Origin of the sequence: Nocardioides sp. NPDC057577 (genome assembly GCF_042801335.1) — a bacterium.
Lineage (GTDB): Bacteria > Actinomycetota > Actinomycetes > Propionibacteriales > Nocardioidaceae > Nocardioides.
The window spans coordinates 63,677-87,743 of the sequence record NZ_JBHVGB010000002.1; the positions used below are offsets into that span (position 1 = coordinate 63,677).

The following is a 24,067-nucleotide window of genomic DNA, read 5'->3' on the forward strand; positions in this document are numbered from 1 at the left end:
GAGGATCGACATGTTGGACAGCGGCATCGGATCGTGGCCCGCCCGACGGGCCCGGATGACCCCCGGCGCGCGGGCGTTCGTCCAGGACGACGCGGTGGTGACGTACGCCGAGGTCGACCGCCTCGTCGAGGCGGTCGCCCACGGGCTGCGCGCCCGCGGCGTCGCGGCGGGTGACCGGGTCGCCTTCCTGGGCCTGAACTCGATCGAGCTCGCGGTCACGCTCTTCGCCACCGCCCGGCTCGGCGCCGTCTTCCTGCCGCTCAACACCCGGCTGGCGCCGCCCGAGCTGGCCTGGATCCTCGCCGACGCCGAGCCGGTGCTGCTGATCCACGCCGACGACTTCGACGCGTCGGTCGCCGCAGAGGCGGTCGCGGCGATGGGCCTGCCGAGCCATCGGTTCACCGCCGCCGGCGGCCACGGCCTCGGCACCCTCGCGGTGCCGTCGAAGGAGCGGATCGACGTCGAGGTCGGGCCGGACGACGTCTTCATGATCCAGTACACCTCCGGCACCAGCGGCCGCCCCAAGGGCGTGATGTTGACGCACGGAAACATCGCCTGGAACGCCTTCAACCTGCTCGTCGACGTCGACATCCGCTCCGACGAGATCGCCCTGGTCACCGCCCCGCTGTTCCACACCGCGGCGCTCAACCAGATGCTGCTCCCGACCTTCCTCAAGGGCGGGACGTCCCTCATCGCGGCCCGCTTCGACCCGGCGGCCGCGATCGCGACGATCGAGCGCGAGCGGGTCACCCTGCTCTTCGGCGTCACCTCGATGTACCAGGCCCTCGCCCAGGAGCCGACCTGGGCGAGCGCCGACCTCGACAGTCTCCGCTCGGCCCTGAGCGGCGGTGCGCCGATCCCGCGCACGCTCCTGGACACCTGGCAGAGCCGCGGCCTGCACATCATCCAGGGCTACGGCCTCACCGAGGCGTCCCCGGGGACGACCATGCTGCGTGCCGGCGACGGCCTCGACAAGCTCGGCTCGGCCGGCACCCCCTGCTTCTTCACGGACGTACGCGTCGTGGCGCCCGGCAACACCGAGGCGGCACCCGGCCAGGCCGGCGAGGTGCACGTCAGCGGCCCCAACGTGACTCCCGGCTACTGGCACAACGAAGCGGCGACGGAGGCTGCGTTCGACGGTCCCTGGCTGCGTACGGGTGATGTCGCGGTGCTCGACGACGACGGCTTCCTCTACGTGGTCGACCGGGTGAAGGACATGTTCATCAGCGGTGGCGAGAACGTCTATCCGGCCGAGGTCGAGCAGGCGATCTACACCCATCCCGACGTCGCCGAGACCGCCGTCATCGGCGTCCCCGACGAGCGCTGGGGTGAGGTGGGCAGAGCCGTCGTCGTACGCCGCCCGGACTCCGCCCTCGACCAGGACGACCTGCTGAAACACCTCGACGGACGGCTCGCCCGCTACAAGATCCCCAAGGCCGTCGTCTTCGTCGACGAGATCCCGCACAACGCCTCCGGGAAGCTGCTGAAGTCCCGGGTCCGCGAGCTGTACGGCACCCCGAAAGGAGCATGACGCATGCCCACCCCCTACGAACCCCGCATCGACACCAGGTCGATCCGAGCCCTCGACATGCACACCCACGTCGAGGCCGACCACCACGGCCATCTCTCGCTCGACCAGGAGCTGATGGACGCCTCGGCGGCCTACTTCCGCGGCGACCACCCCCGCACCCCGACCGTCGACGACCTCGCCGCCTACTACCGCGAGCGGAACATGGCCGCGGTGATCTTCACCGTCGACGCCTCGACCGGCCTCGACCACCCGCCGCTGTCCAGCGAGGAGATCGCCGAGCGCGCGACCGAGCACGCCGACGTGCTGATCCCGTTCGGCTCGGTGGACCCTCGCCGGGGCGAGGCCGCCGTGAAGCAGGCCAGACGACTGGTCGAGGACCTCGGCGTACGCGGCTTCAAGTTCCATCCCGGTCTGCAGGCCTTCTCGCCGAACGACCCGGAGCACACCCCGCTGTGGGCGACCCTGCAGGAGCTCGGCGTGGTCGCCCTCTTCCACACCGGCCAGACCGGGATCGGGGCCGGCCTGCCCGGCGGCCGCGGCATCAAGCTGCGCTACTCCGACCCGCTGCTCCTCGATGACGTGGCCGCCGACTTCCCCGACCTGCAAATAGTGATGGCTCACCCCGCCGTCCCTTGGGTCGACGTCCAGATCTCGATCGCCACCCACAAGGCCAACGTGCACATCGACCTGTCCGGCTGGTCGCCGAAGTACTTTCCGCCGCAGCTGGTCAAGCAGCTCAACGGCCCGCTGCGCCACAAGGTGCTCTTCGGCTCCGACTTCCCGGTGATCACCCCCGATCGCTGGTTCGCCGACCTGGAGAAGCTCGAGATCAAGGACGAGGTCCGCCCTCTGCTGGTGAAGGACAACGCCCTGCGCCTGCTCGGGCTGGTCTGAGCAGGCGCAGGGCGGGGCTCACGACCAGTCGGGTGAGTACGGCCGGTTGAACGCGTCCGGCCGGAACGGGATGAACCGGGCCGGTCCGAGGTCGAAGGACTCCGCGACCCGGTTCATCCGGGCCGGAGTCTCCCGGCCGTGCCATGCGCCGGTGTCGAGCCGGTGCAGCAGCAGGTCGGCCGCCGCGACGCGCTCGGCGTCGGTGAACCCGCAGTGGGTCGGCGCCTCGACGTACGTCTGGCGCAGGAGGTACGCGTTGCCTGCCCGGGTGACCTCGTCCTGATACTCGCTCTGCTGGGCGACCGTCGAGATCTGGTCGCCGATGTTGCTCATCGTCACGACCGGCACGCTGATCCGGCCGTCGAACTCGGTCCCGAGCGCGAAGCGCTCCACGGCGGCGGGATCGGCGCTGATCCGGTCGGCGTCGTCGACCTGCGAGACGTCGGCCGCGAGCGACAGCCCGGCCTGCCGGTAGAGCCGGGAGACCACTCGGCGTGCCTCCGGCGAGGCGCCGGCGAGCTGCTCGGCGTAGTCGACGCCGGTGTTCCACGACGGGTTGCCGCCGACCAGGGCCTCGAAGGTCCGTCGGCTGCTCATCGCCTGGCCGATGTAGGGGAGCGAGTCGGCGGCCAGGGCGCCGTACCAACCCCGCTGGTACGCCTCGGTGTCCCGGGGTTCGGGCCGCGGCTCCGACTCGGACCATGCCGGCAGCTGGCCGATGGTGGCGGCCAGCGCGATCCGGGCGCGCCCGGCGGGAGTCTGCTGAGCCTCGGCGACGCGCTGCTGCCAGGCCGCGATCGACCCCTTGACGTCCTCCGGGATCCCGACGACCGGCAGGGTGCCGGCGGGATCGAGCAGCGTCGAGAGGACGAAGACGGTGTCCAGCTTCTGGTTCCACTGCGAGACGGTGCCGGACAGCCCGCCGCACATCGAGACGACACCGTCGATCGCGTCCGGGTAGTGCTGGGCGACGCCGGCGGCGACGAACCCACCCATCGAGCTGCCCATCGTGATCCGCCGGTCGGCCTCGCCGGCGGCGTCCTCGAACCGGTCCAGCGCCTCCACCTGGTTGGCGAGGGCGCCGGGAATGTTCCATCCCGTCACGGTGCGGGTCGTGCCGCCGTACGCCGCGCCCTGCTCGACCAGACGCTCGGCCGTTCGGGAGGCGGTGGCCGAGCCGGCGAAGTCGAGGTCGACGAAGACGGTGCCGTTCCAGTCGTCCGGGACCAGGAAGCGGTAGGGCGTCGAGTCGTCGAGGCGTCCGCTGATCACGGTGGTCTCCTTCGCTGCCATGGCGGGGGTGCCGACGGCCAGCAGTGCCGGCGCCGCCACGACCGCAGCGACCGCTGCGGCGATCGTGGTTCTCGGTCTTGAGTGCAGGTTCATCACAGCTCACTTTCCTGGTGGGGTCGTACGTCGAGGCGGCTCTCGCCACGACGAAGGGCATGGAGGGCGACGGCGAACGCGCAGGTCAGAGCCACCGCGGCACCCGTCAGCAGCGACACCCGCCCGGAGGTCCGGTCGATGACCCAGCCGCTGATCAGGCCACCGAACGGCGCCATCCCGACGTTGCCCAGCATCATCAGAGCCATCACGCGGCCGACCGCTCGTGCCGGTGCCGCGGCCTGGGCGACCGCGTTGATGACGGCGGTGTAGAAGCCGAAGCCGAGGCCGAGCACGGGGGCGAGCGCGAGGAAGACCGCGAGCGTGCCGGGCAGCGCGCTGGTGAACAAGGTGGCGCCGAGCAGTGCGCAGCCCGCGGCGAGCGTCGCCGTCGACACCCTGGGCAGCGCGGTCGCGACCAGGCCTCCGGCCACGGCGCCGACGGCGTTGAGGGCGTGGTTGAGGCCGACGCTCGTCGCCGATCCGTCGAAGGTCAGCGTCACCACGGAGGTGAGGACGATGTTCAGGTTGAGCGCCAGCAGCGCGATCACGGCGTTGACGACCAGCAGAAGCCGTAGCGACGGATCCGCCAGGAGCCCTGCGACCCGGCCGGTCCCGAGGTCGAGGTGCCGCATCGGAGGGTCCTCGCGAGGACGTACGAAGAGCAGCAGGACCCACACGAGCACGAAGGAGGCGGCGTTCGCCAGCAGGCACACGACCGGGCCGGCCGCCTGGAACAGCAGCCCGGCCAGGCCGGGCCCGATCGAGCGCCCGGCCGCCACCGCGATCGTGCTCAGAGACACCGCCCGGCCGAGCCGGTCCGCGCTCACCAGCGACCGGATGATCGCCTGGGCGGCGACGCGCTCGAAGGCGTTCACCGCTCCGAGGCAGGCGACCAGGCCGTAGATCACCAGCAGGCTCGGGGCATCTGCCGAGACCGCGACGGCGAGCAGCGAGACCACGACGGCCGACAGTGCTGCGCCGATCAGCAGGACGGCTCGTGAGCTGACCCGGTCGACGATCCGGCCGGCGTGGATGCTGAGCAGCAGGATCGGCAGGAACTGCGCGAAGGTCACGCCGCCGAGGGCCTGGGCGCTGCCGGTCGCCTCGAGCACCACCAGCGACAGCGCGAGATTCTGGAACCAGGTGCCGACGTTCGTGACCACCTGCCCGACGAAGTATCGGCGGAAGTCCGGCTGGGCGAGCGGAGACAGGATCCCGGCGTACGTCATCAGGTCAGTCCCTCGCGGGCACCCGATCGCGCAGGAAGTCGGCGATCCGCTCGGGGATGCGAGCCGCGCCGCTCGAGCGCGAGTCGGCGTTGTTGGCGCGGATCTCCAGCACCGGGATGCCCTCCGCCTCAAGGGCCTCGGAGATGAACCGACCGCCCGGGGTGTCGTCGGCGACCAGATGCACGACGCCGTCGACGCCGTGAGCCAGCGCCTCCTTGACGTACCACTGCGCCGACCACGGCGGTACGTAGAGCAGGTCGGTCAGGCCGACGAACCGGGCCGCGAGCGCCCGGAGCTGGTCGGGGCCGTAGCGGACGTAGCCGTCCGCCGCGATCGCCAGGTACATCGACCACACGAACACCGCGCCGAACTCCTCGTGGAACCGCTGGTAGAGGTCGAGGTCGGACCACAGGCCACGACCGATCCACATCAGCCGCCGGCGCTCCCCGGGGCAGACGGCGACACCGTCGTCGACCCGCCGGGCCACCTCGTCGTGCAGCCGGCGAGCCGCATCGACGGCCCATTGCGTGCCCCGGTGCCATTGCGGGACCATCACCGCCGGCATCGTGTCGTTGACCAGGACCGGTGCCGGTCGGGCGGTGGCGAGGAGGTCCCGCGTGCGCCGGTTCCACTCGGCCTGCTCGTTGGCCAGCCGCATGATCTCCGCGAAGCGGTCCTCGTCGAAGGCGCGTCCGGTGCGCTCCTCCAGCCAGCCGATCAGGTCCTCGATCTCGCTCTGCAGGAGATCGAGGCGATCGGTGCCGAACGCCGCCTCCCATTCGTACGGCACCAGCTCCCACCATCGCGGCGGCACCGGGTCGGCCGCGGTGCGCGAGAGCAGGTACGTCTCGGTCCCGGGCCGGCGGCCCCACTGCTCGAAGATCTTGTGGGTCACGTCGCCATGGCTGTCCGCGATCGCGAACGCCGGGTCGGGCAGCCCGCCCCACGGCTGCTGTTCGATCGGCAGCATCTGGGCGCCGAGCGGCATGGCGTCGTACTGCTGGCTGTGGTCCGGCAGGCCGGTGTCGGCCAGCAGGCGCATGCTCGCCGGCCCGAGGCGCTTGGCGGAGATGATCGAGGCCCACCACTGGTTGACGACGTACGGCACGTCGAACGCGCGCAACACCTCGTGCGGCGCATCCGCGTTGACGAGCGCGATCGGGTCGCCCTCGCGGGCGCGCCGCGCCGTCTCGGCGAACCACTGCTTCTGATGCTGCGTCGCGGCGCGGGCCGCTTCGAGCCGGCTCATGAGTGGATTCCTCCTGCTGTGGATGCGAGCCCGGCCCGGATCTCGGCGACGCTCTCCTGGGCCGCGGTGACCGGGTCCTCGGCCGACCGGATACGGGTGCGAGCCACGAGCGGGACCCCGAGGCGACCGAGCGCCAGCCGCTGGTCGGGCAGGTCCCAGGCCGAGGCGTCGTCGTGCTCACGCACCAGCGCCAACGCCGCCCTCGCTCCGGTCTGCTCGGCGCACGTGGCGGTGTACGCCGCTCGTGCCGCGGCCAGGCCACGCGTGGCAGCGGCCGGGCGGGCGAGATGCCCGGCCGCCAACCCGTCGATCACCTCGCCGACGGTGGGCGCCTCGACGGCGACACCGAGCCAGGCCAGGTCGCCGGTGTCGTGGTCCTCGCCGACCACGACGACGTCTCCGGTTCGCTCCAGGGCGTCGTAGACGCCGGGGTCGGGGTGGTTGCTCCCGGTCACGAAGACGGGTGTCGCGCCCGGTGCGGTCGAAGCCTGGGCCTCGGTCACCGCGGCGACCGCCTCCTCGGGCGGCATGGCGACCGCGGCGCGGTAGACCCGGAGAGCCGCTGAGCCCGCACAGCCACCGGACCGGCGACGCTCGCGCATCGTCTCGAGTGCACGTCCCAGAGCCCGCTCCCGCTCGGCCGCGCGGTGGAGCGACCCGATGTCGGCGCGCCGGCCCGTGACCTGTTCGCAGAAGTCGAGCAGACGGGCGTACTGCCTCCCCACGAATCGCCGGGCCGCCGGGCTGTCCAGGCGGGGAGCGTCGACGAGGTGGACCGGGAAGGGCAGGCGCCCGCGCCGGGCGAGGATGCGCAGGACGTAGAAGATGCGGAGGTTGGTCTGCGAGTCATGGCAGACCACCAGTGCGGCGAGATCGTCGTGCCGGCCGGACAACAGGTCGTCCAGGACCCGCCCGGTGGCTGCGTCGACGGTGCCCAGCAGCTCGGCGGTCTCCGCGGAGACAGGTTCGTGCCAGGACCCGAGCAGGCGCTGCGGGACCGCACCGGCGGCGAGCACAAGCTGGCGGGGGACGTCGTCGCCGACGATGCCGATCCGTGGCGCGCCGGCGCCGGTCACAGGACACCGGCTTCGCGGAGCTTCTCGACCCGGTCGGCGTCGTAGCCGAGCAGGTCGCCGAGCACGCTCTCGGTGTGCTCGCCCAGGCCCGGAGCCGGAGCGGTGATGTCGACCTGGCTGCGGGAGAAGACCATCGGGATCCCGCTGCCGTAGAGGCCGTCGTGGTGCCCGAACTTCGGGTGCACCAGCGGCGTGACCTCGCCACGCCCCGTCACGAGCTCGTCGCGGACCGCCTGAGCCGTGTCACGCACCGGAGCGACGGGCACCGAGCTGGCCTCCAGCGCGGCAAGCGCCGACGCCAGGGTTCGTCCGGCCGCCCAATCGCCGATCATCCGATGCAGGAGGTCGGCGTTGGCGACGCGGGCGTCCCGCGTACCGAACAGGTCCGAGTCGGCCAGGTCCGCCTGACCGATCGCGGCGAGGACGCCGCTCGCGAAGGCGTCGGTCGGGGCACAGATGGCGAACCAGCCGTCGTGCGCGCGGAAGGTGCCGAAGGGGGCGAGCCGGGGCACGAGCGAACCCGTACGCAACGGGAAGCCGACCGACTCCAGGGCGTCGAAGGGTTCGCAGGCGACCAGCGAGGTGAGACTGCCGAGCATGGAGACGTCGACGTGCTGTCCTTCGCCCGTACGCTCGGCGTCGAGGACGGCGGCGAGGGTGCCGATGACCGCGAACAGCGGGGCGACCAGGTCACCGATCGGCAGCCCGAACCGGACGGGCGGGTCACCGGGCTCGCCCGCGGTCATCATCACGCCGCTGAGCGCCTGGATGATCGTGTCCATCGCCTTGCCGTCGCCCGCCACGCCCTGGGCGCCGAAGCCGCTGATGGAGGTGTAGACGACGCGGTCGTTGACCGCACGGACGGCCGCGTAGTCGATGCCGAGCCGTTCGGTCACCCCAGCGCTGTAGTTCTCGACGACGATGTCGGCGTTGCGGACGAGGTCGAGGAAGACCTGCCTGCTCTCCGGCTGCTTCAGGTTGAGCGTGATGCTCTCCTTGCCACGGCCGCGCGACAGCATCGACACCGACATGTCGTCCGGCGAGGAGCGCCGCAGCCGCAGCCCGTCGGCGGTCAGGTACGGCGAGTTGTTGCGGGAGGAGTCGCCGCCCCTCGTGGGGTTCTCCACCTTGATCACCCGCGCGCCGAGGCCGGCGAGCAGCAGTGTCGCGTACGGGCCGGCGAGCGCTGTCGTCAGATCGATGACGGTCTTTCCGGCCAAAGGTCCCGAACTCATGTCACACCTCGGCTTCTCAGGGTTCCTGGCATTCAATATCAAGCAACTTGATATCACGGAGATTCGTGAGTCCACAAGGCAATGGCCCTTGGAAGCCCTTCTCGCCGTACCGGAGCGTCTTCCGACAAATTTACGCGAAGCTATTGACAGGATCCCTGACTGATGCTGATATCAAGTCACATGAGAAGTGCCGTACGTCACACGACCTCCGGCACGACTGGATCACGACCGAACTGGAGTGCACCATGCAGGTAAGGACGACTGCCTCACTCGTCTCGATCGCCCTCGCCGCAGCCCTTCTCGCGGGCTGCGGCGGCAGCGCGGCCGACGAGTCGGGCGCGGCCTCGGGGAAGGTGGACACCGACGCCCCGCTCTACGACGCGCTGCCGAAGAACGTCCAGAACGCCGGGGAGCTGGTGGTCGTGGGCGATGCGCACCCGCCCTATCGCACCGTCGAGAAGGACGGCGAGGTCACCGGCATCGACCCCGACCTGTGGAAGGTGCTGGGCGAGCAGCTCGGGGTACCCGTGCGGATGGAGGTGGCCCAGTCCATGCCCAGCATGCTGACCGGGATGCAGTCCGGTCGGTGGCAGGCCTGGAACGGGCCGGTGCAGGCGAACCCGGAACGCGAGGCTGCTTTCGACGCCATCACCTGGCTGCAGACCCGGACGGCGTACGTCTTCCCGACGGAGAACGCCGGTGGGCTCGCCGGGGACGAGGCACCGTGCGGCCAGACGATCGCGATCGTGGGCGGCAGCATCACCGAGAGCGAGGTCGAGAAGCTCAACACCTGGTGCACCGAGCAGGGTGAGCCGGCCAACGAGCGCGCCGACTACGCGGACACCAACGCCACGCTCCTGGCGGTGAAGAGCGGCCGAGCGGACGTCGCCGGGATGACCGAGACCGCCGCGCTCGACGTGACGGCCGCTGAGGAGACCTACGGCTACGTCACGCAGACCGACGCCCAGGGATCGGGCGTGAGTCTGCTGGCCCTGCTGACCCCGAAGGACAGCGGCCTGGGAGAGACGCTGTACGAGGCCTTCCAGAACATCTTCGACAACGGCGACTACCAGCAGGTGCTGGAGGAGTGGGGTCTGGAGCCGGTGGCCGTCGAGAAGCCGCTGATCAACCCGACCACGAAGCGTGAGCCCTCATGACGGTGGCTGACACGCTCCTCGCGCAGCCGGGTTCGGCGCGACCCGACGCGGCGACCGCTCGGCCGAGGTTCCGGCCGGGGCGGCTGGCGTCCGTGGTGGCGCTCGCGGTCGCCGCCGTTCTGGTCCTGCTGTGGGCGGCCACCAATCCCAGGTTCGAATGGGCCGTCGTCGCGGACCTCATGTTCGACCCGTCGGTGATGTCCGGGCTGGGGATGACCCTCCTCCTCACCGTCGTCTGCATGGCGCTCGGCACCGCCATCGGCACCGCGGCGGCCGCCGGCCAGCTGAGCGACTTCGGCCCGATCCGGTGGACCTGCCAGCTCTACGTCGGTCTGCTGCGGGGCGTACCTCCGCTCGTGCAGCTGATCTTCTGGTTCAACCTCGCCTACCTCGTGCCGCGTCTCTCGGTCGGGTTCGCGTCCTGGTCCGTCAACGACCTCATCACGCCGCTGACCGCCGCGATCATCGGCCTGAGCCTGCACGAGAGTGCGTACATGGCCGAGATCATCCGGGCGGGGATCATGTCGGTCGACGACGGACAGCGCGACGCGGCCCGGGCGATGGGCTACTCGGGGCGTCAGACGTTCTGGAAGGTGGTCTTCCCGCAGGCGCTGCGGGTGATCGTGCCGCCGTCGGGGAGCCAGTTCATCGCGCTGCTCAAGGGCACCTCCCTGGTCAGCGTGATCACCCTGACCGACCTCCTCTACTCCGTGCAGATCATCTACGGCCGGACCTACCAGGTCGTCCCGCTGCTCATCGTGGCCGTGATCTGGTACCTCATCGTCGTCACGCTGCTGACCCTCGTGCAGCGCCGTATCGAGAGGCGGCTCGGCCGCGGCTACGACCGGTCCACGTCCGCCCGCGCCCGCTCCCTGGAAGGGGATCCCGCATGACACAGGCACCGACGGAACCCGTGATCCGGGTCCAGGGTCTACGCAAGCACTACGGCGACAAGGTGGCGCTCGACGGCGTCGATCTCGAGGTGAACGAGCAGGAGGTCGTCGCCGTGCTGGGGCCGTCGGGCTCGGGCAAGTCGACCCTGGTGCGATGCATCCATCAGCTCGAGACCATCGAGGGCGGTGCCATGTTCCTCGACGGCGAGCTGCTCGGCTACGAGGCGCACCGCGGCGGTCACCGCACGCTGCGTGACAGCAGGGTGTGCGTACAGCGCCGGCGGATGGGCATGGTCTTCCAGCAGTTCAACCTGTTCCCGCACTGGACCGTGCTCAAGAACATCACCGAGCCGGCCGTCTCCGTCCACGGTCAGACCCGACGGCAGGCCGAGGAGCGCGCCCGCCACCTCCTCGAGCGGGTCGGCCTGTCGGACAAGGCCGACGCGCATCCGCGCCACCTCTCCGGTGGTCAGCAGCAGCGCGTGGCCATCGCCCGGGCGGTCGCCACCCGGCCCCGAGTGGTGCTGTTCGACGAGCCGACCAGCGCGCTCGACCCGGAGCTGGTCGGGGAGGTTTTGCAGGTCATGAAGGACCTCGCCGAGACCGGGATGACGATGGTCGTGGTCACGCACGAGATGGAGTTCGCCCGCGACGTCGCTGACCGCTGTGTCTTCATGGCCGAGGGCAAGGTCGTCGAAGAGGGGCCCTCGGACCGGTTCTTCTCCGATCCTCGCAGCGAGCGGCTTCGTGCGTTCCTGTCCCGCTACTCCGGCGAGCGCCGCCCGCCGGTCGACCTCGAGAAGGTGTCGTCATGACCGTACGCATCGCCGCAGTCGGCGACATCGTGCTGCAGCAGCCCGAGACCGAGAAGCTCTTCGGGCCCAGCTCGGCGCTCCTGCGCGCCGCCGACGTCGCCATCGGCCAGATCGAGGTGCCGCACACGACCTCGACCGAGACGACAGGCATCACCGTCCCGTCCCCGCCGGCCGACCCGGAGGCGCTCCGCGCGATGGCGCAGGCCGGCTTCACCATCGGCACGACCGCGGGCAACCACGCCTTCGACCTCGGTACGAAGGGCGTCATCGACACGATCGAGTCGGCCGCCGCCTACGGGATCGCGACGACGGGCACCGGTGCGAACCTCGGCGCCGCGGTCGCCCCGGTGGTGACGTCCGTCCGGGGCCGTACGGTCGGTGTGCTCAGCTACAACTGCGTGGGCCCGCGGGAGTCGTGGGCGACGAGCCTCAAGGCCGGTGCGGCGTACGTCAAGGTGATCACCCACTACGAGCTCGACGACGCCAACCCGGGCAATCCGCCGACCGTCTACACGTTCTGCGACAAGACGTCGCTGCGGGCGATGACCGACCAGATCGCCGCGCTGGCCGAACGGGTCGACGTCGTCGTGGTGGCCCTCCACAAGGGGATCGGTCACACGCCGGCGGTGATCGCCGACTACGAGTTCGAGGTCGCCAGGGCGGCCGTCGACGCCGGCGCCGACCTGGTGGTCGGCCACCACGCGCACATCATGCGCGGCATCGAGATCTATCGGGGCGCTGCGATTTTCCACGGGCTCGGCAACTTCGTCACGGTCACCGACGCGTTGACCCCGGACGCCGACAACGACTCCGAGGAGCTGCGCGCCTGGGCGAAGCGGCGCCGGGAGCTGTACGGCTTCGAGCCCGACCCCACCATGCCGGCGTACCCGTTCCATCCGGAGAGCCGGAACACGGCGATCGCGGTGATCGACGTCGACGAGGACGGTCGCGTGCAGCCCTCCTTCGTCCCGTGCTGGATCGACGAGGAGGCGCGGCCGACCCCGCTGACGCAGGGCGAGGGCGACTCCGTGGTCGCCTACATCGAGGGCATCTCCCGGACGGCCGGGCTGACCACGAGGTTCCGCTGGGCGGACGACGGGAAGGCGGTGGTCGTGTCCTGATCCCCGCTACCCGGCGAGAGCCTCATGGGAGACTCGGACCCCGATCGCGCTCCCGCACTCGTCCTGATCTGAAAGTGGTTCACCCGATGTCTGAAGAGCCTGCGGCCACGCCGCGCCCGGCGGCGCCCGTCGGACCGGAGCGGCTTCCCACGGCGGCGTTCTCGAGGATCGAATACGTCTCCCAGCGGCTCGCGCGCGCACTCCAGCGGGCGACCGAGCTGATCGCCGCGCGGCATTCGATCTCGGTCTCGGAGTACCGCATGCTCCTGATCCTGAGCGACCACGTACCGAGGTCGAACGCCGATCTCGCGCGGCTGATGTTCGTCTCCTCCCAGGCCGCTCATCTCGTGCTGTCCGACCTGGTCTCGCGCGGTCTGGTCGAGCGGACCCCGCACCCCGACAACCGGCGGATCAGGCTGGCGCGCCTCACCGAGGAAGGGCTCGCGAAGCTCAACGCCTGCCTGGCCGAGATGATCGCCGTCGAAGACCGCATCTATGCGGGGATGCCGGCTGCCGAGCGCGGTCTCTTGCTCTCTTCGCTCCACCATGCGGCCGAGGTGTTGGCCGGTGGCTACTTCGGAGACGAGGACACCGAGCGCGAAGCGGTTCGGCTGCGTGCGGGGCAGCGCGCAGGAAGCGCTGAGGGCGCCTAGGTCCGAGGGCTGCATCGGGTCTGACTCCGCAGTGGGTTGACGGGCGTGATGCGCGTCACTCACAATTGCCAGGAATCCTGATAAACAGGAATCCTGAATGGAGCCCCCACATGACCCTCACCTCCGGCGGAAGCACGACCGGTCCACGTACGCAGATGGGCCGGATCGTCGCCAGCAGCTTCACGGGCAGCTTGATCGAGTACTACGACTTCCTGCTCTACTCCACCGCCTCGGCCGTGGTCTTCAATGAGGTCTTCTTCTCCAACCTCGACCCGGTGACCGGCACGATCGCGTCCTTCGGCACCTTCGCGGCCGGCTATCTGGCGCGCCCGCTCGGAGGTGTGGTCTTCGGCCACTTCGGCGACCGCCTCGGCCGCAAGAAGATGCTGGTCCTGACCATGCTGATCATGGGTGTGGTCAGCTTCCTGATCGGCTGCCTGCCGACGTACGGCCAGATCGGTGCGGCCGCGCCTGTCCTTCTCGTCCTGCTCCGGGTGGTCCAGGGTGTCGCGATCGGCGGCGAGTGGGGTGGCGCGGTCCTGATCACCGCCGAGCACGCCACCTCCCGACGTGGGCTGTGGGCCTCGTTCACCAACGCCGGCGCCCCGGCCGGCATGGTCCTCTCGACCGCGGTGATGGCGGTGATGGCCTCGGTCACCACGCCCGAGCAGTTCACCGCATGGGGCTGGCGGGTGCCGTTCCTGCTCAGCATCGTCCTGCTCGGGGTCGGTCTGTGGATCCGCCTCAGCGTGACCGAGTCGCCCGCCTTCGAGGCCATGAAGGACCGCAAGGCCGAGGCGAAGACGCCGTTGCTGGAGGTCCTCCGCAACCACCCGCGTACGCTCCTGCTGGCCGTCGGCGTCGGGCTCGGTGCCTTCGTCGTGCAGGGCACGCTGACCACCTTCCTGATCTCGTACGCCCTCGGTGCCGGATTCGAGCGCCCCACCGTGCTCAACGCGCTGACGGTCTCCTCTGCCGGTGCGGTCATCGGCATCATCGGCTGGTCCGCGCTCACCGACAGGGTCGGGCGGCGACCTGTGGTGCTGACCGCCGCCGCGGCCACCGCGGTCTTCGCCTACCTGCTCTTCCCGATGCTCGACAGCGGGTCGGTCGCGCTGCTGGTGCTCGCGGTGGTCCTCGGTCAGTCGGTCATCCACGCCGCCTTCTACGGCCCGCTCGCCGCGCTGATGAGCGAGGTCTTCAAGACTTCCTCGCGCTACACCGGTGCCTCGCTGGGCTACCAGCTCGCCGGCATGGGCGCCGGGCTCTCGCCGCTGCTCTTCGCCTCGTTGCAGAAGGCCGGCGCGAGCACGGTCATGCTCTCCACTGTCATCGCAGCCTTCTGCCTGCTGAGCGTGTTCTCCCTGGTCCGGCTCGGGGAGACCAGCTCCCGGGAGCTCGTCGACGCCTGACCCCATGGCCCACCGCGCCCGCCGTGTGAACCGCGGCGGGCACGGTGAGTCGACGTGGATCGTCGAGGCGCTATCGGTCCCGAACCGGCCGCCGGGCGGCGAGGTATTCCGCGGGCATGCCCGAGCCAGGCCGCACCGCGACCTGATCCGGAGGGACGGGTCCGTGCTGCTCGCATCGGGTCTCGAGGTGGACGGGCTCGCCGCAGTCGGCGTGCAGGTAGTCGATGGGTCGGCCGTCGGGGGCGAACCAGGTGTCTCCCCACTCTGTGAGTGCGATCAGCGCCGGCCGAAGGCCCTGGGCCTTCGCGGTCGGCCGGTAGTCACCGGCGTCGTCACGCGTCATCAGGCCGGTCTCGACGAGCGTGGCGAGGCGCGTCTTCAAGATGTTCGTGGCGATGCCGAGGTTGTGCAGGAAGTCGCCGTAGCGCGTGACCCCGGCGAAGATCGCGTCCCGCAGGATCAGCAGGGTCCATCGCTCGCCGACGATCTCCAGGGAGCGGGCGATGGAGCAGATCTGGCCGTCGTACGTCTTTCCGAGCACGGGGACGACTCTAGCAAATCACTTGCATGATGAAAGTGTGGATGTCTACGGTGGTGCTTGCATGATGCAAGTCACATTCCGAGGAGACAGTTATGAGCGACCTGACCGCAACCTTCACCGTCGACGCCACACCGGCGGAGGCGTACGAGGCCATCAACGACGTACGTTCCTGGTGGGGGCACCACATCGCCGGGCCCACCGACCAGGTCGGTGCCGAGTGGTTCTACCTGGTGCCCGACATCCATTTCTCCAAGCAGCGCGTGGCGGAGCTCGTCCCGGGGGAGCGCGTCGTGTGGGAGTTCACCGACGGCTATCTCGACTTCATCGCCGACAAGAAGGAGTGGATCGGCACGACCGGACGCTTCGACATCGTCCGCGAGGGCGACCAGACCCGGGTGACCTTCACCCACGAGGGCCTCGGGCGCGGGGACGAGTGCTTCGACGTCTGCTACGACGCCTGGACCCACTACATCACTGTCAGCCTCAAGGGCCGGATCGAGTCCAGTGAGGGCACCATCCGCACGCAGGACGAGGACAAGGCCGCGGTGGCCCGGTGACGCTCAGGCGAGGATGCCCCGGATCTCCTCGATCGTCCGTACGAGCAGCGCGCCGGTGTGCGGCTTCGCGACACCCATCGTCGGCTCGGGCCAGAGGGTGAGGGGGACACTGCGGCCGTCGGCGGAGGTGATGACGAATCCTTCGACGACCCTCGCGGTGTTGATCCTGACCTCGGCCGCCTCGACGGTCGCGCCCCGGCCGGGAAGCGCGACCAGCCGAGTCGGCTGCCCCGGGCCGCTCTTCCAGACGGACACCTCGTCGGGGCTGACCACGAGGACCGTGGCGGAGAGCTTCCACATCCCCATCTGTGGCCGGGTGAAATAGGCATGCGCCGTCGCCCGGAACGCCGTGAGCGCTCGTCGCTGCCCGCGGACGGTGAGGGCGCCGTACGTCATGAAGCCCACCGGCACGGCGAGCAGGGCGATCACGATCAGGACGAGAAAGACCACGGCAGGTAGTCCACCACGTCCACTGGCGATGAGTGGTCACTTTGGGTCCTCGGGAGCTGCTCGGGAGGGCGGCTCCCATCCGTGCAGCGACGGTGCCGAAGTCGAGCCCTCGGCAGTCGAGCTAGGGCAACCAGTCATGACGACATCGTGCGTTCCAGCGAAGGCGGCGCGCTTGACTGGAAAGAACCTCGGGTTGGTGGATTCCGGCCGACACACCCGGCCGGCACGCGCCGACCTGGGCGGCGCCGCCCCCAACCTTCGGCGGACGAACGAACTTTCGTTCGCCCTGGTGACGTGAACGAATCTTCGTTCGCCCTGGTGACGTGAACGAATCTTCGTTCACCCCACAAGCACTCGGGTCGGTTCAGCGTGCAGGGGCTTGTCTGGAGTACGTGTCACGCATCGTCCGTCCTGGTATTACTGAAATCATGCTGAAGACCTGGACCGGGCGCGGCCGTCTGGCGTTGTACGTCGCCGCGACCGTGCTCGGGATCGTGGAGGCAGCGGTCCTGACCACCGACCCCTACGAGGTCGCGGGCGGGGTCGCGCTGCTGCTCGGGGCCACGCATGCCGCCTCGATCCCGTTGGCGCTCCGGCGCCCGGTGGAGGCTGCCGGGCTCTCCCTGGTCGCGGTCACCGTGGCTGCGGTGGCGGTCGCGCGGCAGAGCCCGGAAGGCTGGCCGTGGATGGTCGCGCCGCCGACGCTGACCCAGCTGTTGGTGCTGGTGGTGCTGACCCTGGTCGCCGGGTGGAGGCTGGCCGCGATCACCCTGGGCATCCAGGTCGCTGTCGGAGTGGTCCTGGCGGTGGTCGGGCTGGCCTGGAACGACCTCGTCCCCTCACTGATCGAGGTGGCCAACTTCGCCTCGCTCGCGCTGCTGCTGGGCGCTCTCGCCACGGTCGCCAGGCGGCTCTCCGAGTCGCGCAGCGCCCTGCGCGAGGAGCACGAGCGCCGCTCGGTCGTCGAGGAGAAGGCGCGCATCGCGCGTGAGCTCCACGACGTGATCGCTCACAACATGTCGCTGATCACCGTCCAGGCCAGATCGGCACCGCACCGGGTCGACGACGTCAGTCCGGCGGCGGAGGCGGAGTTCGCCGAGATCGCGGATCTGGCGGCCTCGGCGCTTCGGCAGATGCGCGGGGTGCTCGACGTGCTGCGTACCGAGGAGGGGCAGTCGGGCCGGGTCCCGGTGCCGGGCATCGATGGACTGGGCGAGCTGTTCGAGAGCGCTCGCGGGACCGGGCAGCGGGTCGAGGTGCGCGGGGAGCTGCCCGCGCTCACCGACGTGGCCCCCGAGGTCGGCACCGCGGCCTACCGGATCGTGCAGGAGGCGCTCAGCAACGCCCGCCGCCACGCGCCGTCCGAGCCGGTCATCATCGACCTGACGGTCGGTGACGAGGACCTCGATATCCGGGTCGCCAACGCGCTCGACGGCGCAGTCCCGGCCGCTGCCGACGGCGCCGGGGGTCATGGACTGATCGGGATGCGCGAGCGGGCCGGCGCGGTCGGTGGCAGTCTCACCGCCGGTCCCTCCGCCGACGACTTCGTCGTCGAGGCGCGACTCCCCACGCAAACGGCGGTGCGCACCCCGGCCAAACGCGGTAGGAAGACCCCGTGAGCGAGCGCATGCGAGTGAACCATGAGTACAACACGCCGCCGCGTCCGTATTCTGGCGCTCGCGCGACGGGGGTGGCGGCGTGACGGTGAAGATCGTGGTCGTCGACGACCAGGAGATGGTGCGCTCGGGCTTCGTGGCGCTGCTCAGCACGCAGCCGGACATCGAGGTCGTCGGCACCGCGGCGGACGGCTCCGAGGCGTTGCAGGTGGTGCGGCGTACGCATCCCGACGTGGTGCTGATGGACGTCCGGATGCCGGTGATGGACGGCATCGAGGCGCTCCGCCAGCTCTCCGAGAACCCGGCCACCGCGCAGACCAAGGTGGTCATGCTGACCACGTTCGACGCCGATGAGTACGTCCACGAGTCGCTGCGCCTCGGTGCCAGCGGCTTCCTGCTCAAGGACGCCTCGCCCGACGAGCTCGCCGCCGCGATCCGCGTGGTCCATGCCGGCGAGGCCCTGCTCTCGCCGTCGGTGACCCGGCAGGTGATCGCGCAGTTCGCCCGCGCGCCACGTCGCCGGAAGGCGGACCCTCGGCTCAAGCAGCTCACCGAGCGCGAGCGCGAGGTACTCGAGAACATCGCCCGCGGCAGCTCCAACAGCGAGATCGCCGCCGAGCTCTTCCTCGCCGAGCAGACCGTGAAGACCCACGTCAGCCGCATCCTCGGCAAGCTCGGTCTGCGCGACCGCGCCCAGGCCGTCGTCTTCGCCTACGAGAGCGGCCTCGTCGCGCCGCACGTCTAGGGGCGTCCCAGAAGTCGGCGGGCTACCGAGCGGGCCGGGTGCGCCACGCGTCCAGGGCGATGATGCCCAGCATGGCGAGTCCCGCGATCACGGCGGCCGCCGCACCCGCCGTCACCGTCCAGACCGCCGCGAGCAGGAGGCCGACCGCGCCGATCGTCATCAGGGTCGTCCCGATCGTGATGAACAGCGGCGCGTGGAAGGCTCGGGCGTACGGCAGGAAGTGCGCCCCCACGAAGAAGGCGATCACCGCCCCCTCCGCCCCCTCGAGTCCTTGGGCCTCCAGGAGCTTGCGGCCGAGGAAGATGCCGAGAAGCATGAAAGCAATCCCGGCGAGGTAGACGAGCCCGGCCAGCGGCCCCACCTGCTCAGGGGGCGTGAACCGCCGGGGAACCACGAAGACAGCCCAGACGTACGCGGTGAGCGCCAGGACCCATGCGGCCAGCGCAGCGGTCGGCCAGCCACCGTCCAGGAGCCCACGGTTGGCGAACACGAACACCGTCGCGCCGACCGCCCCGATCGTGGTCCCCCACACCCGCGGGTCGTGCATCCGCGCACCCCCGCGCGACACCGTTCCGGCGACCTCTGTCATGGCCAAGATCGTAGCGACAGGCTCGTCTAGGGGGCATCCCGCACTACCCCGGTAGGGGGTCGAATGGCTCCCGGGAGTGACGCGCGGCGCGACACCTGATTCCTACCGTCACGGCCATGACAGTTGTGACGCCGCTCAGGTACGGCCTCAACGAGGCCGACGGAACCATCGGACCCCACCTCCTCGCCTGCGACCCGCCCGGAGGGGCGCGGGTCGTGGAGGTCTTCGGGGACGCCGCCACCGCCGACCACATCGCCGTCGTCGTGCCCGGAAACGGCCACCACCTCGGCAACTACTTCACCAGCACCGAGGCCCACTCTCCGCGCTCCCGGGGGCAGCTGCTGCTGCGTACGATGCAGGAGATCGCGCCCGAGAGCCGGTCGGCAGTCGTGGTCTGGCTGGGCTACCACTCGCCGCCGGAGTGGTACAACGCGATCACCAACGTCCCGGCCTACGCCGGGGCGCAGGACCTGGCGAACCTGACCCACTACCTGCCGCGCGCCGCTCACCTCACCCTGATCGGCCACAGCTACGGCTCGACCGTCGCCGGCCTCGCTCTCGCCGGCGCCCGTGCCGAGGACTACGTGGCGCTGGGCAGCGCCGGGATGGGTGCGGTGCGGCGCTCCGAGCTGGGCACCGGCACCCGGCTCTGGGCCGCGTACGGCGAGACCGACCGGATCCGGCTGGTCCCGCGGGTGCGGGTCGGGCGTCTCGGTCTCGGTCGTGGGCCGCTCGAGCTCGGCGCGACCCGGTTCGGGACCGGCGACATCCCCGGCCACTGCGGCTACTACGCCGAGGGCAGCGAGTCGCTGCTCAACATCGCCCGGATCGCGCTGGGTCGCTACGACCAGGTGACCCCGGCCGGCATCACCACCGCCCCGCACAACCCCCGACCCGCCCGGCCCACCCACGACATGGAGGCAGCAGCATGATCACCGACGAACCCGCCGTCTGGACCCAGGGACTCCGCAAGAGCTACCCCGGCCGCGGCGCCGCCCTGGACGGCATCGACCTCGCCGTCCCGGCCGGCACGGTCCACGGCCTGCTCGGCCCGAACGGAGCCGGCAAGACCACGACCGTACGCATCCTGGCCACCCTCGCCAGCTTCGACTCGGGCCAGGCCTGGGTCGCCGGCCGCAACGTCGCCCGTGACCGGGCCGGCGTTCGCGCACGGATCGGCATCGCCGGCCAGTACGCCGCCGTCGACGGCGTCCTGAGCGGTCGGCAGAACCTGGAGATGTTCGCCCGGCTGTACCGGATGCGAGCCCGCGAGGCACGTGCCCGAACCGACGAGCTGCTGGAGCGCTTCGACCTCGTCGAGGCCGCCGACCGCCCGGTGCGCGGCTACTCCGGAGGCATGCGCAGGCGCCTCGATCTGGCCGTCAGCCTGATCCGCAGCCCCCGGGTGCTCTTCCTCGACGAGCCCACCACCGGTCTCGACCCGCGCAGCCGGATCGAGGTCTGGGACGCGGTCCGCGAGCTGGCCGACTCCGGCACGACCGTCCTGCTCACCACCCAGTACCTGGAGGAGGCCGACCGGCTGTGTTCACGCATCACGATGGTCGACCGCGGCCGGGTCGTCGCCGAGGGGACGCCCGCCGAGCTCAAGTCCAGCGTCGGCGGCCGCGACCTCGACGAGGCGTTCCTGCTGATCACCGAGGGGGCCTGAGATGACCACCCTGACCGAACCCACCGTCCACGGATCACGCATCACGTGGGCGACGGTCGACACCTGGGTCGTGGCCAAGCGCCACCTCCTCCATCTCGTCCGCCGCCCCGACGAGCTCCTCGGCACCCTGATGATCCCGGTGATGGCGGTGGCCATGTTCGGCTTCGTCTTCGGGGAGGCCTTCGGGGTCGCGATGGACGTCCCGGGGGCGGAGTACCGCGAGTTCCTGCTCCCCGGCCTCTTCGCGCTCACCATGGCCTTCGGGATCGGCAACACCACGATCTCGGTCGCCGAGGACGTACGCGGCGGGGTGCTGGACCGGATGCGATCCCTCCCGATGTCGCCGGTCGCGGTGCTGGCCGGGCGCGCCCTGGCAGACATGATCCTGGCCGTGGTCGAGCTGACCATCCTCCTCGCGCTGGGCACCCTGTTCGGCTGGCAGGCCCATCTCGGGATCGGCGGGGTGATCGTCGCGCTCGGGCTCCTGATCCTCCTCAGGATGGCGTTCTCGTGGGTCGGCATCCTGCTCGGCCTGCTGGTCAGCGGCCCCGAGGCGGCGATGAAGTACTTCGCGCTCGTCTTCCCGCTCGCCATGGTCGCCGACACCATCGTGCCGACCGACCTGATGCCGGGCTGGCTGGCCCTGCCCGCCGAGTGGAACCCGCTCTCCTCGACCGTCATCGCCACCCGCGAGCTCTTCGGCAACACGGCCGCTCCCGCCGCTACCTGGGTCGGCGAGCACGCCCTGACCATGGCCGTTCTGTGGCCGGTCGCCATCATCGCGGTCTGCCTGCCGCTGGCCATGGCGCGACTGCGCCGACTGGGGAGGTGACCACGATGACCACGCTCCCGAGCCAGGCGCGCCGTCAGGTCAACGCCTACACCGAGCTGATGAGTCGCGTCAGGAAAGAGGGTCTCTTGGAGCGCTCGCCGAGGACGTACGCCCGGCGGGTGGCCCTCCTCGGCACCGGCTTCGCACTCGCGCTGATCGCCCTGCTCGCCCTCGGGCAGACCTGGTGGCAGCTGCTGATCGCGGCGGCCTTCGGGGTCCTGTTCACCCAGACGGCCTTCCTCTCCCACGACGGCGCCCACCGTCAGATCTTTGCCTCCGGCCCGAAGAACGAATGGGCCTCTCGGATCCTCGGCAACCTGGTCGTCGGGCTGAGCTACGGCTGGTGGATGCGCAAGCACACCCGCCACCACGCCAACCCGAACAAGGTCGACGCGGACGAGGACATCCGCCCCTCGGTCCTGCTGTTCACCCCCGAGGATGTCGAGCGACGCACGGGTCTCAAGCGCTGGCTCACCGCCCGCCAGGGATGGCTGTTCTTCCCGCTGCTGACCCTCGAGGGCATCAACCTCCACGTCGGTGCCGTCCTCACCGTGATCAAGGACCGGGACCTCAAGCACCGGCGTACGGAGGCAGCGCTCCTCGCGCTGCGGCTGATCGGCTGGCCGGTGCTGGTCTTCTCGGTGCTGGGCCTCGGCCTCGGCGCGGCGTTCCTGGGTGTGCAGCTGGCCGTCTTCGGCGTCTACATGGGCGCCAGCTTCGCCCCCAACCACAAGGGCATGCCGCTGGTCCCGCGCGACACCAGGATCGACTTCCTCTCCCGCCAGGTCCTGACCTCCCGCAACATCCGCGGCGGGCGCTGGGTCGACTGGCTCATGGGTGGCCTGAACCTGCAGATCGAGCACCACCTCTTCCCGAGCATGCCGAGCAGCAGCCTTCGCCGCGCCCAACCGTTGGTCCGCGCCTACTGTGCCGAGCAGGGCGTCCCCTACACCGAGGCCGGCCTCCTGGAGTCGTACGCCATCGTCGTCCGCCACCTCAACCGCGTGGGCCTCGGCGACCGCGACCCCTTCGCCTGCCCGTTCGTCGTGGCCAACAGGACAGGCTGACCGTACGGCCGGACATCGCCCATCGTGGGTGAGGAGGGCGGCCCCGGCGTCCGACTACCGTGCTGACGGAGTCCAGGGCCGCCCGGGGAGAGGAATCGCATGCCTTCCGTTGCCGAGTCACTGCTCTGGATCTCGATCGTCGCCGTCGTGGCTCCCATCGTCGCCGGCTTGATCCCACGCCGCCTGGTTCCGGAGGTCGTCCTTCTCCTCGGACTCGGAATGCTGATCGGGCCGTTCGGGCTCACCCTGGCCGTCGAAGGCCCACCCATCGAGCTGCTGAGCGAGCTCGGCCTGGGCATGCTGTTCCTTCTGGCCGGCTTCGAGATCAAACCTGCGGAGCTGATCGGGCGGGCCGGGCGACGCGCTGGCCTGACCTGGGTGGCGTGTCTCGGCCTTGCGTTCGCCCTCACAGCCTTGCTGGCCACGGCGGGGATCGTTGATGGAGAGGTGGCCCTGGCCATCGCCCTGACGTCGACCGCCCTGGGAACCCTGCTGCCGATCCTCAAGGACTCCGGCATGACCACAGGACGGGTGGGCGAGTCGGTCCTGCGCCACGGTGCGTACGGCGAGCTCGGGCCCGTCGTGGCCATGGCACTGCTTCTGGGCACCCGCGGCGCGACGACATCGCTCCTGATCCTGCTGGTCTTCGCCGCGGTGGCTCTCCTGCTGACGATCCCGTCGCTTCGACTGCGCGGTGGCAGCTCGTGGTTGCTCGTCCACATTCGTCATGGGGCGGAGTCGACCAGTCAAACCCCGCTGCGGCTGACTCTCCTGCTGCTGGTCACCCTCAGCTTCGTCGCGCACGAGCTCGACCTGGACATCGTGCTCGCTGCGTTCGCAGCCGGTTTCATCCTCCGGCTGGCCCTCCCCGACGGCGACGAGAGGTTCGAGGCACGGCTCGAGGGCATCGCCTTCGGACTGCTCGTGCCCGTGTTCTTCGTGACCTCGGGAATGGCCATCGATCCACGAGCCATCGGGCGCAACCCCGGTGCCTTCGCGGCCGTGCTTGCGCTCATCCTGATCGCCCGCGCCCTTCCCGTGTTCCTCGCCAGCCGTTTTCTCGGGCCACCGCAGGACCGCTTCGACACCCGCGACGGCGCGGCGGTGGCGCTCTTCGCCGCCACCGGGCTGCCCATCATCGTCGCGGTGACCTCGGTCTCGGTGTCATTGGGTGAGATGTCGACCGAGAGCGCCTCGGTGCTCGTCGGCGCCGGCGCGACCACCGTGCTCTTGTTGCCCATGCTTGCGACTGTGCTGTTGGGCCGCTCGCGGCCCCGCGATGAGCCCCGGTCCGGAGCGGACACGCCGACCGACCCTTGAGCGGCCCCGAAGCGCTTACCGTCCGATCGA

General features: G+C 70.3%; 24 protein-coding genes. 16 read left to right on the forward strand and 8 right to left on the reverse strand.

Annotation, left to right across the window (positions count from 1 at the left end; all coding sequences use genetic code 11):
* Positions 1-10 precede the first annotated feature (10 nt).
* Complete coding sequence (locus tag ACFU7D_RS00745) at positions 11-1,531, forward strand: long-chain fatty acid--CoA ligase (protein WP_378861995.1); 1,521 nt, start codon at positions 11-13, stop codon at positions 1,529-1,531.
* Positions 1,532-1,534: 3 nt separating this feature from the next.
* A complete protein-coding gene (gene couO / locus ACFU7D_RS00750) occupies positions 1,535-2,425 on the forward strand; it encodes a 4-hydroxyphenyl-beta-ketoacyl-CoA hydrolase (RefSeq protein WP_378861998.1) in 891 nt (296 codons plus the stop codon).
* A gap of 18 nt (positions 2,426-2,443) precedes the next feature.
* Here couO and ACFU7D_RS00755 read toward each other — a convergent pair whose 3' ends face one another.
* Genes ACFU7D_RS00755 through ACFU7D_RS00775 form a run of 5 tightly spaced genes read right to left on the reverse strand, consistent with a single transcriptional unit; the run spans position 2,444 to position 8,600 of the window.
* Complete coding sequence (locus ACFU7D_RS00755; protein ID WP_378862001.1) at positions 2,444-3,811, reverse strand: alpha/beta fold hydrolase; 1,368 nt, start codon at positions 3,809-3,811, stop codon at positions 2,444-2,446.
* Positions 3,811-5,040 (reverse strand): MFS transporter, encoded by a 1,230-nt coding sequence (locus tag ACFU7D_RS00760; protein ID WP_378862004.1) that lies wholly within the window; start codon positions 5,038-5,040, stop codon positions 3,811-3,813. The genes ACFU7D_RS00755 and ACFU7D_RS00760 overlap by 1 nt, the downstream gene beginning before the upstream one ends.
* Positions 5,041-5,044: 4 nt before the next feature.
* Positions 5,045-6,289, reverse strand: coding sequence for a 2-hydroxyacyl-CoA dehydratase (locus tag ACFU7D_RS00765; RefSeq protein WP_378862007.1), 1,245 nt, complete (start codon positions 6,287-6,289; stop codon positions 5,045-5,047).
* Entirely contained in the window at positions 6,286-7,365 is a 1,080-nt protein-coding gene (locus ACFU7D_RS00770) for a 2-hydroxyacyl-CoA dehydratase family protein (protein ID WP_378862010.1), read from the reverse strand. Before ACFU7D_RS00770 ends, ACFU7D_RS00765 begins: the two co-directional genes overlap by 4 nt.
* Positions 7,362-8,600, reverse strand: a complete 1,239-nt coding sequence (locus ACFU7D_RS00775) for a CaiB/BaiF CoA transferase family protein (RefSeq protein ID WP_378862013.1) — start codon at positions 8,598-8,600, stop codon at positions 7,362-7,364. The genes ACFU7D_RS00770 and ACFU7D_RS00775 overlap by 4 nt, the downstream gene beginning before the upstream one ends.
* Before the next feature lie 245 nt (positions 8,601-8,845).
* Between ACFU7D_RS00775 and ACFU7D_RS00780 the strand changes: the two genes are divergently transcribed.
* From ACFU7D_RS00780 to ACFU7D_RS00805, 6 genes are all read left to right on the forward strand, one after another.
* Entirely contained in the window at positions 8,846-9,757 is a 912-nt protein-coding gene (locus ACFU7D_RS00780) for a transporter substrate-binding domain-containing protein (protein ID WP_378862016.1), read from the forward strand.
* Positions 9,754-10,650, forward strand: coding sequence for an amino acid ABC transporter permease (locus ACFU7D_RS00785; protein ID WP_378862019.1), 897 nt, complete (start codon positions 9,754-9,756; stop codon positions 10,648-10,650). The genes ACFU7D_RS00780 and ACFU7D_RS00785 overlap by 4 nt, the downstream gene beginning before the upstream one ends.
* Positions 10,647-11,465: an amino acid ABC transporter ATP-binding protein gene (locus ACFU7D_RS00790; protein ID WP_378862022.1), complete on the forward strand. Its 819-nt coding sequence runs from the start codon at positions 10,647-10,649 to the stop codon at positions 11,463-11,465. Before ACFU7D_RS00785 ends, ACFU7D_RS00790 begins: the two co-directional genes overlap by 4 nt.
* Positions 11,462-12,586, forward strand: a complete 1,125-nt coding sequence (locus ACFU7D_RS00795) for a CapA family protein (protein WP_378862024.1) — start codon at positions 11,462-11,464, stop codon at positions 12,584-12,586. Before ACFU7D_RS00790 ends, ACFU7D_RS00795 begins: the two co-directional genes overlap by 4 nt.
* An 86-nt stretch (positions 12,587-12,672) precedes the next feature.
* Entirely contained in the window at positions 12,673-13,239 is a 567-nt protein-coding gene (locus ACFU7D_RS00800; RefSeq protein ID WP_378862027.1) for a MarR family winged helix-turn-helix transcriptional regulator, read from the forward strand.
* Positions 13,240-13,349: 110 nt separating this feature from the next.
* Positions 13,350-14,651 carry an MFS transporter gene (locus tag ACFU7D_RS00805; protein WP_378862030.1) on the forward strand — a complete coding sequence of 434 codons (1,302 nt, stop codon included), beginning with the start codon at positions 13,350-13,352 and terminating at the stop codon, positions 14,649-14,651.
* 70 nt (positions 14,652-14,721) lie between these two features.
* Here the strand turns inward: ACFU7D_RS00805 and ACFU7D_RS00810 are convergent, their stop codons facing one another.
* Entirely contained in the window at positions 14,722-15,192 is a 471-nt protein-coding gene (locus ACFU7D_RS00810) for a winged helix-turn-helix transcriptional regulator (RefSeq protein WP_378862034.1), read from the reverse strand.
* Positions 15,193-15,284: 92 nt separating this feature from the next.
* Here ACFU7D_RS00810 and ACFU7D_RS00815 point away from each other — a divergent pair, with 92 nt between their 5' ends.
* The gene (locus ACFU7D_RS00815) at positions 15,285-15,749 is read left to right on the forward strand and encodes an SRPBCC domain-containing protein (protein ID WP_378862037.1); all 465 of its coding nucleotides are present in this window, start codon (positions 15,285-15,287) and stop codon (positions 15,747-15,749) included.
* Between the two features lie 3 nt (positions 15,750-15,752).
* Here the strand turns inward: ACFU7D_RS00815 and ACFU7D_RS00820 are convergent, their stop codons facing one another.
* Positions 15,753-16,199 (reverse strand): hypothetical protein, encoded by a 447-nt coding sequence (locus ACFU7D_RS00820; protein WP_378862039.1) that lies wholly within the window; start codon positions 16,197-16,199, stop codon positions 15,753-15,755.
* Between the two features lie 428 nt (positions 16,200-16,627).
* Between ACFU7D_RS00820 and ACFU7D_RS00825 the strand changes: the two genes are divergently transcribed.
* Both ACFU7D_RS00825 and ACFU7D_RS00830 read left to right on the forward strand, forming a co-directional pair.
* Positions 16,628-17,818, forward strand: a complete 1,191-nt coding sequence (locus ACFU7D_RS00825) for a sensor histidine kinase (protein WP_378862042.1) — start codon at positions 16,628-16,630, stop codon at positions 17,816-17,818.
* 79 nt (positions 17,819-17,897) lie between these two features.
* The gene (locus ACFU7D_RS00830; protein WP_378725165.1) at positions 17,898-18,560 is read left to right on the forward strand and encodes a response regulator; all 663 of its coding nucleotides are present in this window, start codon (positions 17,898-17,900) and stop codon (positions 18,558-18,560) included.
* Between the two features lie 22 nt (positions 18,561-18,582).
* Here the strand turns inward: ACFU7D_RS00830 and ACFU7D_RS00835 are convergent, their stop codons facing one another.
* Complete coding sequence (locus ACFU7D_RS00835; protein WP_378862047.1) at positions 18,583-19,149, reverse strand: hypothetical protein; 567 nt, start codon at positions 19,147-19,149, stop codon at positions 18,583-18,585.
* Positions 19,150-19,265: 116 nt separating this feature from the next.
* Here ACFU7D_RS00835 and ACFU7D_RS00840 point away from each other — a divergent pair, with 116 nt between their 5' ends.
* From ACFU7D_RS00840 to ACFU7D_RS00860, 5 genes are all read left to right on the forward strand, one after another.
* A complete protein-coding gene (locus ACFU7D_RS00840) occupies positions 19,266-20,081 on the forward strand; it encodes an alpha/beta hydrolase (protein WP_378862050.1) in 816 nt (271 codons plus the stop codon).
* A complete protein-coding gene (locus ACFU7D_RS00845; protein ID WP_378862053.1) occupies positions 20,078-20,818 on the forward strand; it encodes an ABC transporter ATP-binding protein in 741 nt (246 codons plus the stop codon). Before ACFU7D_RS00840 ends, ACFU7D_RS00845 begins: the two co-directional genes overlap by 4 nt.
* Before the next feature lies 1 nt (position 20,819).
* Positions 20,820-21,650, forward strand: a complete 831-nt coding sequence (locus tag ACFU7D_RS00850) for an ABC transporter permease (protein WP_378862056.1) — start codon at positions 20,820-20,822, stop codon at positions 21,648-21,650.
* Between the two features lie 5 nt (positions 21,651-21,655).
* Entirely contained in the window at positions 21,656-22,717 is a 1,062-nt protein-coding gene (locus ACFU7D_RS00855) for a fatty acid desaturase family protein (RefSeq protein ID WP_378862059.1), read from the forward strand.
* Between the two features lie 99 nt (positions 22,718-22,816).
* On the forward strand, positions 22,817-24,037 hold the full coding sequence (locus ACFU7D_RS00860; RefSeq protein WP_378862062.1) for a cation:proton antiporter: 1,221 nt from the start codon (positions 22,817-22,819) through the stop codon (positions 24,035-24,037).
* Positions 24,038-24,067: the final 30 nt, after the last annotated feature.

Coding starts and splice junctions, on each gene's coding strand:
- ACFU7D_RS00745 (WP_378861995.1), top strand. CDS start 11: ATGTTGGACAGCGGCATCGGATCGTGGCCCGCCCGACGGGCCCGGATG.
- couO (WP_378861998.1), top strand. CDS start 1,535: ATGCCCACCCCCTACGAACCCCGCATCGACACCAGGTCGATCCGAGCC.
- ACFU7D_RS00755 (WP_378862001.1), bottom strand. CDS start 3,811: ATGAACCTGCACTCAAGACCGAGAACCACGATCGCCGCAGCGGTCGCT.
- ACFU7D_RS00760 (WP_378862004.1), bottom strand. CDS start 5,040: ATGACGTACGCCGGGATCCTGTCTCCGCTCGCCCAGCCGGACTTCCGC.
- ACFU7D_RS00765 (WP_378862007.1), bottom strand. CDS start 6,289: ATGAGCCGGCTCGAAGCGGCCCGCGCCGCGACGCAGCATCAGAAGCAG.
- ACFU7D_RS00775 (WP_378862013.1), bottom strand. CDS start 8,600: ATGAGTTCGGGACCTTTGGCCGGAAAGACCGTCATCGATCTGACGACA.
- ACFU7D_RS00780 (WP_378862016.1), top strand. CDS start 8,846: ATGCAGGTAAGGACGACTGCCTCACTCGTCTCGATCGCCCTCGCCGCA.
- ACFU7D_RS00785 (WP_378862019.1), top strand. CDS start 9,754: ATGACGGTGGCTGACACGCTCCTCGCGCAGCCGGGTTCGGCGCGACCC.
- ACFU7D_RS00790 (WP_378862022.1), top strand. CDS start 10,647: ATGACACAGGCACCGACGGAACCCGTGATCCGGGTCCAGGGTCTACGC.
- ACFU7D_RS00795 (WP_378862024.1), top strand. CDS start 11,462: ATGACCGTACGCATCGCCGCAGTCGGCGACATCGTGCTGCAGCAGCCC.
- ACFU7D_RS00800 (WP_378862027.1), top strand. CDS start 12,673: ATGTCTGAAGAGCCTGCGGCCACGCCGCGCCCGGCGGCGCCCGTCGGA.
- ACFU7D_RS00805 (WP_378862030.1), top strand. CDS start 13,350: ATGACCCTCACCTCCGGCGGAAGCACGACCGGTCCACGTACGCAGATG.
- ACFU7D_RS00815 (WP_378862037.1), top strand. CDS start 15,285: ATGAGCGACCTGACCGCAACCTTCACCGTCGACGCCACACCGGCGGAG.
- ACFU7D_RS00825 (WP_378862042.1), top strand. CDS start 16,628: ATGCTGAAGACCTGGACCGGGCGCGGCCGTCTGGCGTTGTACGTCGCC.
- ACFU7D_RS00835 (WP_378862047.1), bottom strand. CDS start 19,149: ATGACAGAGGTCGCCGGAACGGTGTCGCGCGGGGGTGCGCGGATGCAC.
- ACFU7D_RS00840 (WP_378862050.1), top strand. CDS start 19,266: ATGACAGTTGTGACGCCGCTCAGGTACGGCCTCAACGAGGCCGACGGA.
- ACFU7D_RS00845 (WP_378862053.1), top strand. CDS start 20,078: ATGATCACCGACGAACCCGCCGTCTGGACCCAGGGACTCCGCAAGAGC.
- ACFU7D_RS00850 (WP_378862056.1), top strand. CDS start 20,820: ATGACCACCCTGACCGAACCCACCGTCCACGGATCACGCATCACGTGG.
- ACFU7D_RS00855 (WP_378862059.1), top strand. CDS start 21,656: ATGACCACGCTCCCGAGCCAGGCGCGCCGTCAGGTCAACGCCTACACC.
- ACFU7D_RS00860 (WP_378862062.1), top strand. CDS start 22,817: ATGCCTTCCGTTGCCGAGTCACTGCTCTGGATCTCGATCGTCGCCGTC.